At 70.7% G+C, this 15,869-nt stretch carries 14 protein-coding genes; 8 read left to right on the top strand and 6 right to left on the bottom strand.

All coding sequences use genetic code 11. From position 1 onward, the window contains the following. The first annotated feature begins 3 nt into the window (after window positions 1-3). On the top strand, window positions 4-1,869 hold the full coding sequence (locus BJP60_RS03540; RefSeq protein ID WP_203137615.1) for an ABC transporter ATP-binding protein: 1,866 nt from the start codon (window positions 4-6) through the stop codon (window positions 1,867-1,869). Window positions 1,870-1,931: 62 nt separating this feature from the next. Beyond that, window positions 1,932-2,696 carry an alpha/beta hydrolase family protein gene (locus tag BJP60_RS03535; protein ID WP_203137613.1) on the top strand — a complete coding sequence of 255 codons (765 nt, stop codon included), beginning with the start codon at window positions 1,932-1,934 and terminating at the stop codon, window positions 2,694-2,696. A gap of 42 nt (window positions 2,697-2,738) precedes the next feature. Here BJP60_RS03535 and BJP60_RS03530 read toward each other — a convergent pair whose 3' ends face one another. The 6 genes from BJP60_RS03530 to BJP60_RS03505 form a co-directional block, all read right to left on the bottom strand. Next, window positions 2,739-4,472, bottom strand: coding sequence for a tannase/feruloyl esterase family alpha/beta hydrolase (locus tag BJP60_RS03530; RefSeq protein WP_203137611.1), 1,734 nt, complete (start codon window positions 4,470-4,472; stop codon window positions 2,739-2,741). Window positions 4,473-4,538: 66 nt separating this feature from the next. Continuing rightward, window positions 4,539-6,137: an acyl-CoA synthetase gene (locus BJP60_RS03525; RefSeq protein WP_203137609.1), complete on the bottom strand. Its 1,599-nt coding sequence runs from the start codon at window positions 6,135-6,137 to the stop codon at window positions 4,539-4,541. A gap of 43 nt (window positions 6,138-6,180) precedes the next feature. Next, window positions 6,181-6,636, bottom strand: coding sequence for a MaoC family dehydratase (locus BJP60_RS03520; protein WP_203137607.1), 456 nt, complete (start codon window positions 6,634-6,636; stop codon window positions 6,181-6,183). Window positions 6,637-6,658: 22 nt separating this feature from the next. Beyond that, complete coding sequence (locus tag BJP60_RS03515) at window positions 6,659-7,843, bottom strand: acyl-CoA dehydrogenase family protein (RefSeq protein ID WP_203137605.1); 1,185 nt, start codon at window positions 7,841-7,843, stop codon at window positions 6,659-6,661. Further along, on the bottom strand, window positions 7,840-8,724 hold the full coding sequence (locus BJP60_RS03510) for an amidohydrolase family protein (protein ID WP_238439537.1): 885 nt from the start codon (window positions 8,722-8,724) through the stop codon (window positions 7,840-7,842). The genes BJP60_RS03515 and BJP60_RS03510 overlap by 4 nt, the downstream gene beginning before the upstream one ends. A 5-nt stretch (window positions 8,725-8,729) precedes the next feature. Next, the gene (locus BJP60_RS03505; protein WP_203137604.1) at window positions 8,730-9,647 is read right to left on the bottom strand and encodes an SDR family oxidoreductase; all 918 of its coding nucleotides are present in this window, start codon (window positions 9,645-9,647) and stop codon (window positions 8,730-8,732) included. A gap of 87 nt (window positions 9,648-9,734) precedes the next feature. On the opposite strand from BJP60_RS03505, the gene BJP60_RS03500 reads away from it, so the two are divergent. The 6 genes from BJP60_RS03500 to BJP60_RS03475 all read left to right on the top strand — a co-directional run bounded on the left by BJP60_RS03500 (window position 9,735) and on the right by BJP60_RS03475 (window position 15,733). Then, window positions 9,735-10,175 (top strand): MarR family winged helix-turn-helix transcriptional regulator, encoded by a 441-nt coding sequence (locus BJP60_RS03500; RefSeq protein ID WP_203137602.1) that lies wholly within the window; start codon window positions 9,735-9,737, stop codon window positions 10,173-10,175. 134 nt (window positions 10,176-10,309) lie between these two features. After that, window positions 10,310-11,497, top strand: coding sequence for a cytochrome P450 (locus BJP60_RS03495; RefSeq protein WP_203137600.1), 1,188 nt, complete (start codon window positions 10,310-10,312; stop codon window positions 11,495-11,497). Between the two features lie 61 nt (window positions 11,498-11,558). Beyond that, a complete protein-coding gene (locus BJP60_RS03490; protein WP_203137598.1) occupies window positions 11,559-12,002 on the top strand; it encodes a hypothetical protein in 444 nt (147 codons plus the stop codon). Then, window positions 11,978-13,336: an ABC transporter permease gene (locus tag BJP60_RS03485; RefSeq protein ID WP_203137596.1), complete on the top strand. Its 1,359-nt coding sequence runs from the start codon at window positions 11,978-11,980 to the stop codon at window positions 13,334-13,336. Before BJP60_RS03490 ends, BJP60_RS03485 begins: the two co-directional genes overlap by 25 nt. 1 nt (window position 13,337) lies before the next feature. Beyond that, window positions 13,338-14,525 carry an ABC transporter ATP-binding protein gene (locus BJP60_RS03480; protein WP_203137594.1) on the top strand — a complete coding sequence of 396 codons (1,188 nt, stop codon included), beginning with the start codon at window positions 13,338-13,340 and terminating at the stop codon, window positions 14,523-14,525. Beyond that, window positions 14,522-15,733 (top strand): cytochrome P450, encoded by a 1,212-nt coding sequence (locus tag BJP60_RS03475; protein WP_203137592.1) that lies wholly within the window; start codon window positions 14,522-14,524, stop codon window positions 15,731-15,733. The genes BJP60_RS03480 and BJP60_RS03475 overlap by 4 nt, the downstream gene beginning before the upstream one ends. Window positions 15,734-15,869 lie beyond the last annotated feature (136 nt).

Here is a 15,869-nt window from a genome sequence, read left to right as displayed (position 1 = left end):
AGCATGTCCGACGCCCCCGCACGACGCCGCAACCCCTTCGCCCGGCCGCAGACGCAGGAGGGGCCGCGCGCGACCTTCCGGCAGCTGCTGCCGTTCGTGTTCGAGCACAAGCGCGTGCTCGTGTGGGTCTCGATCCTGAGCGTGGTCGAGGCCGTCACGACGCTCGTGCAGCCGACCCTGATCGGCGAGGTCATCGCCCGCGTGCAGGAGAGCGTCCCGCTCGGTGCGCTGGTGTGGGCGCTCGTCGCGCTCGTGATCGTGTCGTCCGCGGTGGGCGCGTACCAGCACTTCCTGCTGCAGCGCACCGGCACCGCGGTCGTGCTCTCGAGCCGGCGTCGCCTGATCGCCCGCATCCTGCGCCTGCCGATCTCGGAGTTCGACGCGCGCCGCACGGGCGACCTCGTCTCGCGCGTCGGCACCGACACGACGATGCTCTACGCGGTGCTCACGCAGGGTCTGGCCGACAGCGTCGGCAACACGCTGCTGTTCGTGGGCGCGCTGATCGCGATGCTGATCATCGACCCGATCCTGCTGCTCAGCATCGTCGGAGTACTGGGGATCAGCGTCGTCGCGGTCGTGTCGCTGAGCGGCCGGATGCGCCGCGCCACGGCACGGCAGCAGGAGCGCGTGGGCGAGCTCACGAGCGGCATCGAGCGCGCGATCGGCGCCGTGCGGACGATCCGCGCCGCCGGCGCGGCGGGCCGCGAGGAGCGCGCCGTGGCGCAGAAGGCGGACGAGGCGTACGAGGCCGGCGTCGAGGTCGCGAAGGCGTCGGCGCTCGTCGTGCCGATCGCGGGTGTCGCGCTGCAGGCGTCGATCCTCGTCGTGCTGGGCGTCGGCGGCTATCGCGTCGCCTCGGGCGCGGTCGAGGTCGCGAGCCTCGTGACGTTCGTGATGTTCCTGTTCCTCATGATCATGCCGCTCGCGTCGGCCTTCGGCGCCATCTCGAGCGTGGGCCAGGCACTGGGCGCGCTCGGCCGCATCCAGGAGATCCTCGACCTCCCGGAGGAGACCGCCGTCGACACCGCCCCGCGCGCCGCCGCGCCCGTCGCGGGCGCTCCGGCGATCGCGTTCCGCGACGTCCGGTTCCGCTACCCCGAGGCGGCCGTCGCCGCGCGCGAGCGCGCGAAGCAGGAGGCCCTGGACGCGCACGTGCCGCTCGACGACGCGATGCAGGACGAGCGCGTCGGGGAGGTCCTGCGCGGCGTCTCGTTCGAGGTGCCTCGCGGGTCGCGCGTCGCGCTCGTGGGCCCGAGCGGCGCGGGCAAGTCGACGATCCTGTCGCTGCTCGAGCGCTTCTACGACCCGACCGCCGGCCGGATCGAGCTGGACGGGCAGGACGTTCGCGAGCTGTCCCGCGACGAGCTGCGCGCCCGCTTCGGCTACGTCGAGCAGGACGCCCCCACGCTCGCGGGCACGATCGCCGACAACCTGCGGCTCGCCTCGCCCGATGCCTCCGATTCCGAGTGCGAGCGCGTGCTGCGCGCCGTGAACCTGGGCGGAGTGATCGATCGGTCGGCGACGGGTATCCACACCCCGGTGGGCGAGGACGGCGTGATGCTGTCCGGCGGCGAGCGGCAGCGGCTCGCGATCGCACGTGCGCTGCTCGCCGCGCCGCCGATCCTGCTGCTGGACGAGTCGACGTCGTCGCTCGACGGGCTCAACGAGCAGCTGATGCGCGACGCGATCGATGCGGTCGCCGAGGGCCGGACCCTGCTGGTGATCGCGCATCGCCTGTCGACCGTGATCGACAGCGACCGCATCGTCGTGCTGGATCGCGGCGAGGTGATCGGCGAGGGCACGCACTCCGAGCTCGTGGAATCCGTGCCGCTGTACCGCGACCTCGCGAGGCACCAGCTCCTGGTCTGACCTCTCTCGCGTGGCGGGCCCACACCCCGCGGCGACCGCGTCCGGCTGGCACGATGAAGCTCATGAGCGAGCAGGTGCAGTTCCCGTCGACGTCCGGACCCATGCTGACAGGCGCGCTCGAGGTGCCCGAGGGCGAGGTGCGCGGCTGGGGCGTGTTCAGCCACGGCCTCACCCTGGGCAAGGACTCCCCCGCCGCGTCACGCATCTCGAAGGCGCTGGCGGCGAGCGGGATCGGGATGCTCCGGTTCGACAATCTCGGTCTGGGCGACTCGGGTGGCGACTGGGCCGACAGCTCCTTCTCGCTCAAGGTCGCCGACACCGTCGCCGCCACGCGGTTCATGGCCGAGCGCGGCACACCGGCCTCGCTGCTCGTCGGGCACTCGTTCGGCGGCGCCGCCGTGCTGGCCGCCGCCGAGCAGTGCCCCGACATCCGCGCGGTCGCGACGGTCGGCGCGCCGTACGAGCCGAAGCACGCCGAGCACAACTTCGAGCACGTCGTGGACCTCGTCATGGCGGAGGGCGAGGCGGAGTGGCGGGTCGGCGGCCGCGAGCTCACGCTGCGTCGCGGCTTCGTCGAGGACCTGCGCCGCACCGACCTCGAGGACGTGATCGAACGCCTGCGCAAGCCGCTGCTCATCCTGCACTCCCCCGACGACGCGATGGTGCCGATCCGCCACGCGCAGGACATCTTCTTCGCCGCGCATCACCCGCGCAGCTTCATCGACCTCGACGGCACCGATCACTTCCTGACGGGCAGGGGACACGCGGCCCGCGTCGCCCGCATCATCGCCGCCTGGGCCGACGCCTACCTCGCGCCGGCGGGCTGAGCGGGGCGGCGCGCTCGGCGCGCCGCCCCGCTCAGGGCACGATCAGCGGCCGCCGTGGCCGCCGCCCGAGCTCGGCTTGCACGCGAAGCTCGCCGCCGACTCGGGGTCGCCGCCGACGTAGCGGGCGACGAGGGGGTACACGCACAGCGGGCGCGTGCGATCCGGCGACCAGGAGGCGGGCACCTCGGGGTTCACGCCGCCGGGGTTGCCGGCGCCGCGAGCCGAGGCGATGAGCCGGTCGGGCGCCTTGCCCTGCTCGACCCATGCGACGATCGCGCCGAGCCCGTCGAACTGGTCGGTCGCGACGCCGCCGCTGACGTGTCCCATGCCCGGCACCTCGAAGTACCGCGCGAACCGCTCGGCCTTGTTCCGGTTCTCGCGGTCGAGCTGCTCGAACCAGCGGGCCGTGTCGTCCGCGCTGAACACCGCGTCGGACGCGCCGTGCGCGACGATCAGCCGGCCGCCGCTGTCGCGCAACTCGTCGAGCTCGGTCGGCTCGGGCGGCGTCATGAACTGCATCGCACTCTCGGTGTAGATGCCGCCAGAGCGGTAGATGTCCTTCGCCTTGGCGTCGATGTCCATCGACAGCGCGTACTGGCCGATGTTCGCGAGGATGCCGGGGCTCTCCGGCGTCGAGGAGAACACGAAGCCCACCGCCATGGGATCCAGCAGCGCGCTGAGCGTCAGCTCCCACGTGGCCCAGTCGCTGTTCGCGATGCCCGCATCGAACGGGAAGGATGCGTAGATGCGCTTCCCACTGGACGTCTTCGCCCCGGCGAACACCGTCTGGATCACGCGCTTCTGCGCGGGGGTGAGGCACGTGCCATCACGCTCGTCCGCGCAGGTGGGCACGTGGCGCTTGACGTCGAAGGCCCGCTGGCAGGCTGCGCTGTCCTGCACCATGCCGTCCGTGAGCCTGTCGAGGCCGTCGCAGCGAGCGAGGATCGCGTTCGCGACGGTGCGACGCTCCGCCGCCGTGAAGGCGGTCTTCAGGTCGCCCGGCGTGGTCGCCACCGTGTTCCATTGCTGCGCGCCCCACACCTGTGCGACGGCGGCCTGCGGCAGGTTGAATCCCGGCGCGATCGCGAGGAAGCCGTCGTACTCGTCGGCGTACCGCGCGGCGGCGACCATGGTGTGGCGTCCGCCGTTCGAGCCGCCCGCGAAGTACGACGTGTCGGCGGCGCGTCCGTAGGCCGCCGTGACGAGCGCCTTGGCCATCGGCGTGAGCGTGCCGACGGCCTGGTATCCGTAGTCGAGCCGCGCCTGCGGATCCAGGCCGAACAGCGGATTCTGCGCCCCGGAGTGGCCGGCGTCCGAGCTGAGGATCGCGAACCCCTGCTGAAGGCCGTTGCGCAGCTGGCCGCCGGTGAACGACCCGACGGCGGGTGAGACGCTGCCGTCCATGCCGCCGTTGCCCTGGTGCAGGAAGCGTCCGGCCCACTTCACGGGCAGACGCATCTCGAAGCCGATCGCGTAGTCCTGTCCGTCGACCGGGCTCGTGCGCTCGTTCATGCGGCCCTGCACGAGGCAGTGCTCGCCCACGGGCACGCCAGCGTGGGTCACCTCCCCGGCGGGAACCCGCCGGACGAGCGTGACGGTCGTCTGCTCGAACCCGAAGCCCGTGAGGGTCTCGCATTCGCGCAGGGTGCCCGGCCGGGCGCGGTCGGGATCGCCGTGCCCGCCGTGCCCGCCGTGCGCCACAGCCGCCAGCGGCGTCGCCAGCAGCAGTGCGGCCGCAGCCGCCAGGGCGATGGACGCCCTGTTCCTTCTCTTCATGACTCCTCCTCGTCGAGGGTTCACACCCGCACCGTTGCGGGCGAGCTGGAAGGAGGCCGCCTCGGGTCAGCGGCCCCTCGACGCCGTGCGGATCGTCTCCGTCTGCCACGGGATGGCGGTGCCGGTCGGGTGCACGATCTCCGGGCGCCCGGCGAAGCGCGCGCGCAGATCGGCCTTGCGGACCTTGCCGGAGGCGGTGCGCGGCAGCTCGTCGACGATCACGACGTTCTTGGGGATCTTGTAGCGCGCGATCCGGCCGGTCAGGTGATCCTGCACCGTCTGGGTCGTGACCTCGGCGCCGTCGCGCACGGTCAGTACGGCCCAGCCGACCTCGCCCCACTTCTCGTCCGGCACGCCGATCACGGCGGCGCCCGTGACGCCGCCGATGTCGAACAGGTGGTTCTCGACCTCGGCGGGATAGATGTTCTCGCCGCCCGAGATGATCATGTCCTTCAGGCGGTCCGAGATGAACAGGTAGCCCTCCTCGTCGAGGTAGCCCATGTCGCCGGTGCGGAACCAGCCGTCGGGGCGGAACGACTGCGCGTTCGCCTCGGGCAGGTGCAGGTAGCCGGGGAACACGTTCGGGCCGAGCACCTCGATCTCCCCCACCTCGCCGGGCGGCAGCAGCGCGCCGTCCTCGCCCGCGATGCGCACGCTCGAGAAGAAGTGCGGCAGCCCGACGCTGCCCTGCTTCTCGCGCGTGCGGTCCGCAGGCAGCGCGGTGTGGCCGGGCGAGGTCTCCGTCATGCCGTACCCCTGGGTGAAGTGCAGCCCGCGCTCCTCGTACACGTCGAGGATGCGCGTGGGAACGGCCGATCCGCCGCACGTCAGCCGGCGCAGCGTCGACAGCTCGGTCGACGCCCAGTCGGGGTGGTCGGCCATGAGCTGGTAGGTCGTGGGGACGCCGCTCAGCATCGTGATGCCGTGGCGCTGGATGAGCGCCAGTGCGCGTCCCGGCTCGAACCCCTTCTCGAGCACCATCGTCGCGCCCTTGAGCACGATCGGCAGCGCGCCCATGCCGAGCGCCGCCGCGTGGAAGAGGGGCGAGATCAGCAGGGCGACCTCATTCGAGAGCAGGTCGTAGTCGAGCACGCAGTTCAGCGCGACGAACGTGAGGTTCTCGTGCGTGAGCGCGGCGCCCTTCGACCGCCCCGTCGTCCCCGACGTGTACATGTACACGGCCGGGTCGTCCGGCGTCACGTCGACGGCCGGGGGCGCTTGGGTCGCCACCGCCGCGAGCCGGTCGAGACCGGGATCGACCCCGTCGCCCTCGCCGGTCGGGATGACGTGCGCAACGCCCGCCGCCTCGATCCCGGGGGCGACCTTGTCGTACAGCTCCGTGTCGTAGATCAGCACGCGCGCGCCGCTGTCGGTGAGCACGTGCGTCACCTCGGGCGGCGCGAGTCGCGTGTTGACCGGCACGAACACGGCGCCGATCCGGGTGGCGCCGAACAGCGTCATCAGGAACGCGGGGCTGTTCTCGCCGATGTACGCCACGGCGTCGCCCTTGCCCACGCCCATCACGGTGAGCATCGACGCGATCCGGTCGGCGGCATCGGCGAACTCGCGATACGTCAGGCGCGTCTCGCCGAAGACCAGCGCCGTCTTGTCCGGCGTGCGCAGGCGGCGGATGGATGGCCAGGATCCGATTCCCGGGTAGGTCATGTCGTTCCTCGTCGTTGAGGCGGACCGGAGGACGGCCGCGGTGTCAGCGGTAGAAGCGGTACAGCCCTCGGGCGACGACCGCGGGGCGCTCGGAGCCCTCGATCTCGAACGTCTGGTCGACGGTGAACTGCACGCCGCCGCCCTTGACCTCCTCGACCTCCGCGATCACGGCGTTCATCCGGACGCGGGACCCGACGGGCACGGGCGAGATGAAGCGCACCTTGTCGAGGCCGTAGTTCACCTTCGTCGTGACGCCCTCGGTCTCCAGCAGCTCGCTCCAGAACCGCGTGGCGAGCGAGAGCGTGAGGAAGCCGTGCGCGATCGCGCCGCCGAAGGGGCCGTCCTTCGCGCGCTCGGGATCGGTGTGGATCCACTGGTGGTCGTCGACAGCGTCGGCGAAGGTGTTCACCCGGTCCTGCGCGATCTCGGCCCACTCGGTCCAGCCGAGGTCGCGGCCGGCGAGCGAGGTGAGCTCATCGAAGGTGGCGGTCGTGGGCATGTTCTCCTCCTGGGGATGGCGTTCAGACGAAAGCGGATGCGCCCGTAAGCGAGCGTCCGACGATGAGGGCGTTGATCTCGTGCGTTCCCTCGTACGAGTAGACGGCCTCCGCGTCGGCGAAGAAGCGGGCGGCGTCGTGCTCGAGCAGCAGTCCGTTGCCGCCCAGCACCTCGCGTGCCAGCGCGGCCGTCTCGCGGGCGCGCTCGGCGGTGACCATCTTCGCCAGCGCCGAGTTCTCGTCGCTCCAGACGCCGGCGTCCTGGTTCGCCGAGAGTGACACGGCGAGCGCGAGCGATGAGGTGACGTTGCCGAGCATGCGGGCGAGCTTCTCCTGCACGAGCTGGAAGCCGCCGAGCGGGCGGCCGAATTGCGCGCGCTGCGTCGTGTACCGGACGGCGGCGTCGAGGGCGCCCGCCTGCAGACCGGTCGCGAGCCACGCGACGTCCGAGCGCATGCGCCGCAGAAGCGCCGCGACGTCGCGCCACGAGTTCACGCCGTGCAGGCGCCGCTCCTCTTTCACGCGCACGCCGCGCAGCGTGATGTGCGCGTTCTGCACGGGCCGCAGCGAGACCTTGCCGGAGATGAGGCCGACATCCACGCCCTCGGCCTCGCGGTCGACGAGGAAGCCCTTGACCTGCCCGTCGGCCTCGTCGCGCGCGAACACCGCGAGGACGTCGGCGCGGTCGGCCGCGCCGATCCAGCGCTTCTCGCCGTCGATGATCCAGTCGTCGCCCTCGCGGCGAGCGCGGGTCGCGAGACCGCCGGCGATGTCCGAGCCGTGCTCCGGCTCGGTCAGGCAGAACACGCCACGCATCGCGAAGGACCTCACGAGGCGATCCCACTGCGCCGCCTGCTCCGCGGAGCCGCCGAACCGGATCGTGGTGCGGAACAGGCCCGCCTGCGCCGTGTACAGCGTTGCGACCGACACGTCGGCGCGCGCGAGGGTGAAGCAGCGGAAACCCGAGAACATGCTCGAGTCGGCCTCGCCCGGCGTCACGCCGTCGGGGTCCATGAGCCGCAGCGGGACGAGCGCGTCGAGCACCGCATCCGGCATCACGGCCCGCTCCCATGCGTCGGCCATGAGCGGCACGACGTCGCGGGCGAGCGTGCCCGCCAGGCCCGAGAACACCGAGCGGGCGGCGTCGCTCAGGTGGCGATCGACGAAGCCGTAGCGATCCAGCACGACGTCCGGTTCGGGGCCGGTCATGTCAGTCCCAGCAGGCGCGCGGCATTGTGCTTCATGATCCCCGGCAGCACCTCGGGCTTGAACGTCTGCGCCGCCTCGGCGTCGCGGATCCACCGGTCCGGCGTCAGCAGCGGAAAGTCGGATCCGAACAGGATCCGGTCCTTCAGCACCGTGTTGGCGTAGCGCACGAGCTCGGCCGGGAAGTACTTGGGGCTCCAGCCGGACAGGTCGATCCACGTCGAGTGCTTGTGGGTCGCGACCGAGAGCGCCTCGTCCTGCCACGGCACGGACGGATGCGCCATCACGATCTGCAGCCCGGGGAACGATGCCGCCACGCCGTCGAGCAGCATGGGATTCGACAGCGCGAGGCGCAGTCCGCGGCCGCCCGGCATGCCCGCGCCGATCCCCGTCTGGCCCGTGTGGAACAGCGCGGGCACGCCCGCCTCCTCCAGCGCGGCGTAGAGCGGGAAGAAGCGCTCGTCGTCGGGCGAGAAGCCCTGCACGGTGGGGTGGAACTTGAAACCGCGCACCCCGCTCTCCTCGAGCAGCCGGCGGGTCGCGTCGAGCGCGTCCGAGCGGAGCGGATCGACCGAGCCGTACGGGATCAGGACGTCGTTGTTGCGCGCAGCCCCCTCGGCGATGTCGGTGCTCGAGATCGGCGCCTGGCCGAGGTTCGTCGTCGCATCCACCGTGAAGACGACCGCCGCCATCCGGCGCTCGCGGTAGTACTCGGCGATCGCGTCGAGGTCCGGACGCGGGCCGTCGGTGCGGAAGTAGCGGCTCGCGGCCTCCTGCAGATCGGCCGGCAGCGACGAGTGCCCGTGCGCATCGACCTCGATGTGCACGTGCGTGTCGATGGCCTCGATCTGCGCGAGGTCGATCGCCGGCTCGTAGCGGGTCACGACCGTCAGCCCCGCTTCAGGTCCTCGGGAAGCGGCGGGAACGTCTCTCCTACCGACTGCAGGTCGCCCGCCTCGGCCTCGAACGACTCCACGAGCGCGTCGTAGGTCCAGCCCCCCTCGCGGTATGCCGTCGAGACGGGCTCGGGGTGCGACCACAGCTGCAGGCGGTCGCCGCCCACGCCGATGGCCTGGCCCGTGACACCGGCCGCGGAGTCGGAGGCGAGGTAGGCGACGAGGCCCGCGACGTCGGAGGCGGTGCCGAAGCCGAGGTCATGGCGGAAGAACGCCGGCATCGGCTCGCCCTTCTCCTCGGCCTCGACGGCCGCGGCGAAGTAGGGCACGGTCGCGGTCATGGCGGTGGCGGCGACCGGGATGACCGTGTTCACCGTGATTCCCGCCTTCTTGAGCTCGAGCGCCCAGGTGCGCACCATGCCGACGATCCCGGCCTTGGCGGCGGCGTAGTTGGTCTGACCGAAGTTGCCGCGCTGTCCCGTGGGCGAGCCGATCGTGATGATCCGGCCGCCCTGGCCCTGTTCGCGGAGGCGGATGGCGGCCTCGCGGACGACCGTGAAGGTGCCGCGCAGGTGGACGCCGATGACCGTGTCGAAGTCTTCGTCGCTCATCTTCCACAGCACGGTGTCGCGCAGCACGCCCGCGTTCGTGACCACGATGTCGAGTCGCCCGTACGTGTCGAACGCGGCGTCGACGAGCTGTGTCGCTGTCTGCGTCGGACCGACCGGCGCGACGACCGCGGTGGCGGTGCCGCCGGCCTGCGTGATCGAGTCGACAGCCGCGACGGCCGTGGCCTCGTCCACGTCGTTGACGACGACGGACGCCCCCTGCCGGGCGAGTTCCTGCGCGTACGCGAGACCGAGCCCGCGACCCGATCCGGTGACGATGGCGACTTTGCCGGTGAGCGTCATGTGCATCTCCTTCGATCGAGGACCAGGCAATCGCAAATCCTTGAGAATGTCAACGATTGATTCCGTCCATATTGTTAGAGTCGGGTCATGACGAGCGACCTGCGCACCGGAGGGCCACTGCTGAGCGATACCGCCTTCCTCCTGGCCCGAGCCAATGCCAACTCGCTCACCGCCGCGCACGCCGCGCTCGGGGAGCACGGCCTGCGGGTGCGGTCCTACACGGTCCTCGCGCTGGCCGTCTCCGAGGCGCGCCTCTCCCAGCGCGACATCGCCGAATACCTCCGCCTCGACCCCAGCCAGGTCGTCGCCCTCGTCGACGACCTGCAGCAGCGTGAGCTCGTCGCACGCGAGCCCGATCCGAACGACAGGCGCGCGAAGGTCGTGGTGGCGACGCCCGAGGGCCGCCGAATTCACGCCCGCGCCGAGGCCGCGGTCGCCGCCGCCGAGAGCGACATCCTGTCGGTCCTCGACCCCGGCGAGCAGACGACGCTGCGCGATCTGCTGTTCCGGCTCGCCTTCCCGGACTGAGGCCCGCCCACACGGCAGGGGCGCCACTTCGGGCCGAGAGACGCTCGACCCCGAACGCTCGGATAGTTGACAGACTCAGGGACGCCCGACACGCTGAATGTGGCCAATGGCGGCGACACGAGGCGGGAGCCAGCATGCGGGACGACTTCGACCCGACCGAGACGGACGACCCCGAGGAATCTCATCGGATGTACGCCCGCCTGCGGGAGGAGTGTCCCGTCGCGTACTCCTCCGCCTACGGCGGCTTCTACGCCCTGACCCGCTTTCAGGACGTGCGCGACGCGGCATCCAGCCCGCAGACCTTCATATCGTCGGTCCGCGCGGTCGTGCCGAGCGACCCGCGCGGCCTGCGCCGCCCGCCCTTGAACTTCGACGCCCCCGCGCACACTCCGTACCGTCGCGCCCTGGATCGCACACTGCAGCGTGCCCGGCTGGAGCGCCTCGAGACTCCGCTGCGCAGGCACGCTCGCGAGTGTCTGCGACCTCTGCTCGAGGCTGGAGAGGGCGACATCGCCACGGGCTTCGGCGTGCACTTCCCCGCCTGGGTGACGACCGAGTGGCTGAACCTCGAGCCCGACACGGCGCCGCTGCTCGCCGAGACCTCCTTCCGCTGGGTCACCGCCTGGCGACTGCAGGACGCATCGACCGTGACGGAGATGAGCGAGCGGATGTACGACATCGCGCGCGCCCTCGTGGCCCGGCGCCGACGGACCCCCATGGATGTCGAACTCGATCCGGCGAGCTCGCTGCTCGCCGAGCGGCTGGACGGCGAGCCGCTGCCGGAGGAGCACCTGGTCGGCTGCCTGCGGCAGAGTCTCGTCGTCGGCATGGTCGCACCACCGATCCTGCTCGGCTCGATGCTGCGCCATCTCTCGGACGACCCGAAGCTGCAACACCGGCTTCGCGCCGATCCGGCCCTCATTCCCGCCGCGGTCGAGGAGTTCGTGCGCCTCTATACGCCGTACCGCGGCTTCGCCCGCACCGTGTCCCACCCCATCGAGCTGCATGGGCGCGCGATTCCTCCGGGTGTGCCCGTGACGCTCGTGTACGCCGCGGCGAACCGCGACCCGCAGGAGTTCCCCGATCCCGACAGGTTCATGCTCGACCGACCCAACATCGCCCACCACCTCGGTTTCGGCCGAGGCCGCCACCGATGCGTGGGGATGCCGCTCGCCCGTATGGCCCTGCGCATCGCCGTCGAGGAGCTCCTTGCAGCGACGACATCCTTCACCGCGCAAGGCCCGTTCCAGCACGCACGGATGCCGGAGATCGGACACACCTCGGTGCCCGTACGGGTCACGGCGACGACGAGCAACAGTTGACACTCTCATGACCGCTCGTTAGCTTTCATGTACGGCATACCCCTCGACGAAGACGGGAATCATGACCTCGACGACGCTGTCACCCTCCCCCGCGCCACCGCCCACCGACGCGACGATCCCGATGAGCGCGGTGCCGCTGCGACCGACGCGAAGCCGGCCGACGCCGCTCACCGCGGCGAGCATCGCGCTGGCCGTCGGGATGGGCCTGCTCGGCGTCGTGCCTCTCGTGGCGGTCGGGATCGGCGCGATCGGCGAAGGCAGCGGAATACTCGATGCCCTGGCGAGGGAGGACGTCCCGGGTCTCGTGCGCAACACGCTCATCGTCGTCGCGGTGAGCACGGTGTTCGCACTGGTGATCGGCGCCGTGCTCGCCTGGGTCAATGAGCGCACGGATGCCGGCATGGGCCTCGTCACCGAGGCGATGCCGCTGCTGCCGTTCATGCTGCCCCGATCGCCGGATCGGTCGGCTGGGTGCTGCTCATGGCGCCCACGGCCGGCTTCCTGAACGGCATGCTGCGCTGGCTGCTGGGAGTGTTCGGCGTGGACCTCGAACAGGGCCCGCTCGACATCTACAGCTGGTACGGGCTGATCCTCGTCTACACCATCTACGCGGTGCCGTACGCGTTCATGATGTGCACGTCCGGGCTGCGGAACATGGATCCCTCGCTCGAGGAGCAGAGTCGGGTGAGCGGCTCGTCGCTGCTGCGCACGCTCCGCACCGTCACGCTGCCGGCCATGCTGCCGAGCCTGCTCGGCGGCACCATGCTCATCCTGATGAGCAGCTTCGGCCTGTTCTCGATCCCCAGCGTCATCGGGCGCGGCGCCGACATTCCCATCCTCTCGACGCGTATCGTGCACCTGCTCAACTTCACCTTCCCGGCAGAGACCGGCGCCGCCATCGGACTCAGCCTGATCCTCGTCGCGTTCGTCGCCGTGTTCTGGCTGCTGCAGTCCCGCACGCTGGCGCGTGGGAGGTTCGCCACGATCGGCGGCAAGGGACAGCGCGCCAGCCGGATCCGGCTCGGACGAGCGCGGCCCTGGGTGAGGGCCGCGGTTCTGATGTACATCTTCGTGACGACCGTCGCGCCGCTGCTGGCCCTTCTGATCGTGTCCCTGAACGGGTTCTGGACGCTCGACATCAACTGGTCGGGTCTGCGCCTCGACGCCTTCTTCTCCACGCTCCTCGAGGACCGCTCCACACGCAGGGCGCTCACCAACAGCCTGACCTTCGGCCTCGTCGGGTCGCTCGTCGGCATCGCGGCAGTGGCGTTCGCGTCGCTCTGGATCATCCGCTCCCGCAGTCGCCTCGCGCGGGTCATCGACGGCGCGATCAAGTTCCCGGCGATGCTCTCGCACCTCGTCATCGCCGTCGGCTTCGTCCTCGCCTTCGCCGGGCCCCCGTTCAGCCTGGGTGGCACCGCGGTCATCATGGTGGGGGCCTACCTCGCGCTCTACATCCCGCAGGCCTCGGTGAGCGCCGACACGGCCGTGGCGCAGATCGGCAAGGAGCTGCCGGAGGCCGCTCGCGTCGCGGGCTCCGGCGAAACCCGAACCGTGCTGCGGATATACCTGCCGCTGATGATGCCCGCCCTGATCCTCGGCTGGGCGATGCTCTTCGTCCGGATGATCGGCGATCTGACCGCATCCGCGATCCTTGCCGGGACCCGCAACAACGTGATCGGCTTCCGCATCCTCGAGATCTATCAGAACGGGTCGTACGCCGAACTCGCCGCGATCTCGACCTTCCTGACGCTCGTGAGCGCCGTCATCGTCATCGCGGTGCTCGTCGTCTCCCGACGACTCGCCCGCTGGAGCAACCAGAGCCTCGGAGGCAGCTGACATGTCACTGAACACCCACACGACGACGGCGCCGGCCGACCTCTCCGGCTCCACGCACCCCGGCGAGGTCGCGCCCGTCGTGAGCTTGCGTGGCGTCGCCAAGCGATTTCGCCGAGCAGACGGATCCGTCGCGAACGCGATCGACGGCGTCTCCCTGGACGTGCTGCCGGGCGAGTTCGTCGTGCTGCTCGGGCCCTCCGGGTGCGGCAAGACGACGTTGCTGCGCACGATCGCCGGTCTCGAGCGCGCGGACGAGGGGACGATCGACATCCACGGCGGCAGGGTCTTCGACGCCGCCCGCCGCATCGAGCTCCCGCCGGAGAAGCGGCATCTGAGCATGATCTTCCAGTCGTACGCACTGTGGCCGCACCTGACCGTGTTCGACAACATCGCCTACCCCCTGCGCAGCCGCGGCCGGCGCCTATCGAAGAGCGAGGTCGCGGAGAAGGTGCACGACGTGATGCGACTCGTCGGCATCGGCGAGCTCGGCGGGCAGTACCCCGGGCAGATGTCGGGCGGGCAGCAGCAGCGCGTCGCCCTGGCACGCGCGCTCGTCGACGGCGGCGACCTCGTGCTCTTCGACGAGCCGCTCTCGAACGTCGACGCGAAGGTCCGGGAGTCCCTGCGACGCGAACTGCTCGACATGCAGCGCTCGCTGGGGTTCGCCGCCATCTATGTCACGCATGACCAGCACGAGGCGATGGAACTCGCCCACCGCGTGGCCGTCATGGGCGGCGGCAAGGTGCGCCAGCTCGACGCTCCGGCCCGGATCTACTCCGAGCCGACGAGCCGCTACGTGGCGAACTTCATCGGCACCACGAACGAGATCCCCGCGACGGTGCGGGCGGTCGACGGTGGCGCGCTCGTGCTCGACACGCCGGCGGGCGAGGCTGTCGGCGTCGCCGCCGCCGAGGGAATCGGACCGGGCGACGAGGTCGTCGCGAGCTTCCGCCCGGAGTACTGCCGGCTCGGGACCGCGGGTGAGGGCAACGCCTGGGGCGGCATCGTCGAGCGCGTGCTGTTCCTCGGCGCGACGACCGAAACTGTCGTCCGCCTCGGTGGCACCGATCAGCGCATCCGCGTCACCACACTGGGTGCCGCAGACCATGTCGAGGGGGACGACATCACCGTCTCCGTGGCCGCCGCTCGCGTGCGCGTGCTTCCGATCGCGGACGGGGAGCCCGCATGAGCGCGGCTCCGACGATCGGCCGCCGAGACGCGGACGACTTCGATCCGGTGCGACCCGGTGAGACCTTCACGAGCGCGCACGAGGAGTTCCACCGGCTGCGCGCGCGCCACGGCGGCATCGCACGCAGCCAGGAGTACGAGGGCTTCTGGGCGGCGATCGGATACGACGAGGTGCTCTCGGTGATCACCGACATCGAGAACTTCACGACCCGCAAGCAGAATGCCATTCCGAAGTTCGCGTTCACCGGTGTGCGTCCCCCGCTCCATCTGGATCCGCCGGAGCATACCGAGTACCGCAGGGTGATCAATCGATTCTTCACGCCGCCGCGCATGCGCGCCCTCGAGCCGCACGTCCGAGACGCCGCCGTCTCCCTTCTGGCGCCGCTGCTCGAGGAGCGCGCGATCGACGTCTGCAAGCAGTACGCCCATCGCTTCCCCGCGTTCGTCTTCGCCGAGTTCTTCAATCTGGACGTGGCGACCTCGGAGCTGATCAAGCAGGTGAGCGGCACGTACGTCGACGCCATCCAGGTGCTCGACCACGAGACGGTCAAGTCACTCAGCGGTGAGCTGTACGCGATCGCACAGGGCATCATCGACGAGCGCGTCGCCGGTGACTACGACCCTGAGGAGGACCTCACCGCCGGACTGCTCGCCGCACGTCACGACGGCGAGCCGCTGCCCGCCGCCATGATCCTCGGCTGCGTGCGCCAGCTCATCGTGACCGGCATGGTCGCCCCGAGCGTGTTCACCGGCAACATGTTCGTGCACCTCAGCCGCGACCCGGAGCTCCAGCGCACACTGCGTGCCGACCCGACCCTCATCCCCGCCGCTGTGGAGGAGATGCTGCGGCTGTATTCGCCGTACCGCGGCATGGCCCGCACGGCGAGGCGTGACGTGGTGCTCGGTGGGCAGCGCATCCGGGAGGACGATCCCATCGCGCTCGTGTACACGTCGGCCAACCGCGACGAGCGGGTGTTCCCCGACGGCGAGAGGTTCATCCTGAACCGGCCCAACATCGGCAAGCACATCGCCTTCGGCCGCGGCACGCACAGCTGCCCCGGCGCCCCGCTCGCGCGCATGATGATGCGGATCACCCTCGAGGAGGCGCTGGCGAGGACGAGCGAGTGGACGCTGGCCGGTGAGCCCGAGATGGCGATCTGGGCCGAGTGGGGCACACGCTCGGTGCCCCTCGACTTCGTGCGAGCGTGAGGCGGGGCCGGGGAAGAGGCAGCCGTCCTCGCATGCGGTGACCACCGTCCGTCGACGGGGAGGATCGCGGGTCGACGACGGCGGCGGGACGCGCGACAAGGGGCGGGCGGATCACGATCCGCCCGCCCCTTGTCGC

This window comes from Microbacterium sp. JZ31 (assembly GCF_016805985.1).
Lineage (GTDB): Bacteria > Actinomycetota > Actinomycetes > Actinomycetales > Microbacteriaceae > Microbacterium.
Note: the sequence above shows the minus strand (reverse complement) of the source record. Positions and strands in the feature narration are given on the sequence as shown.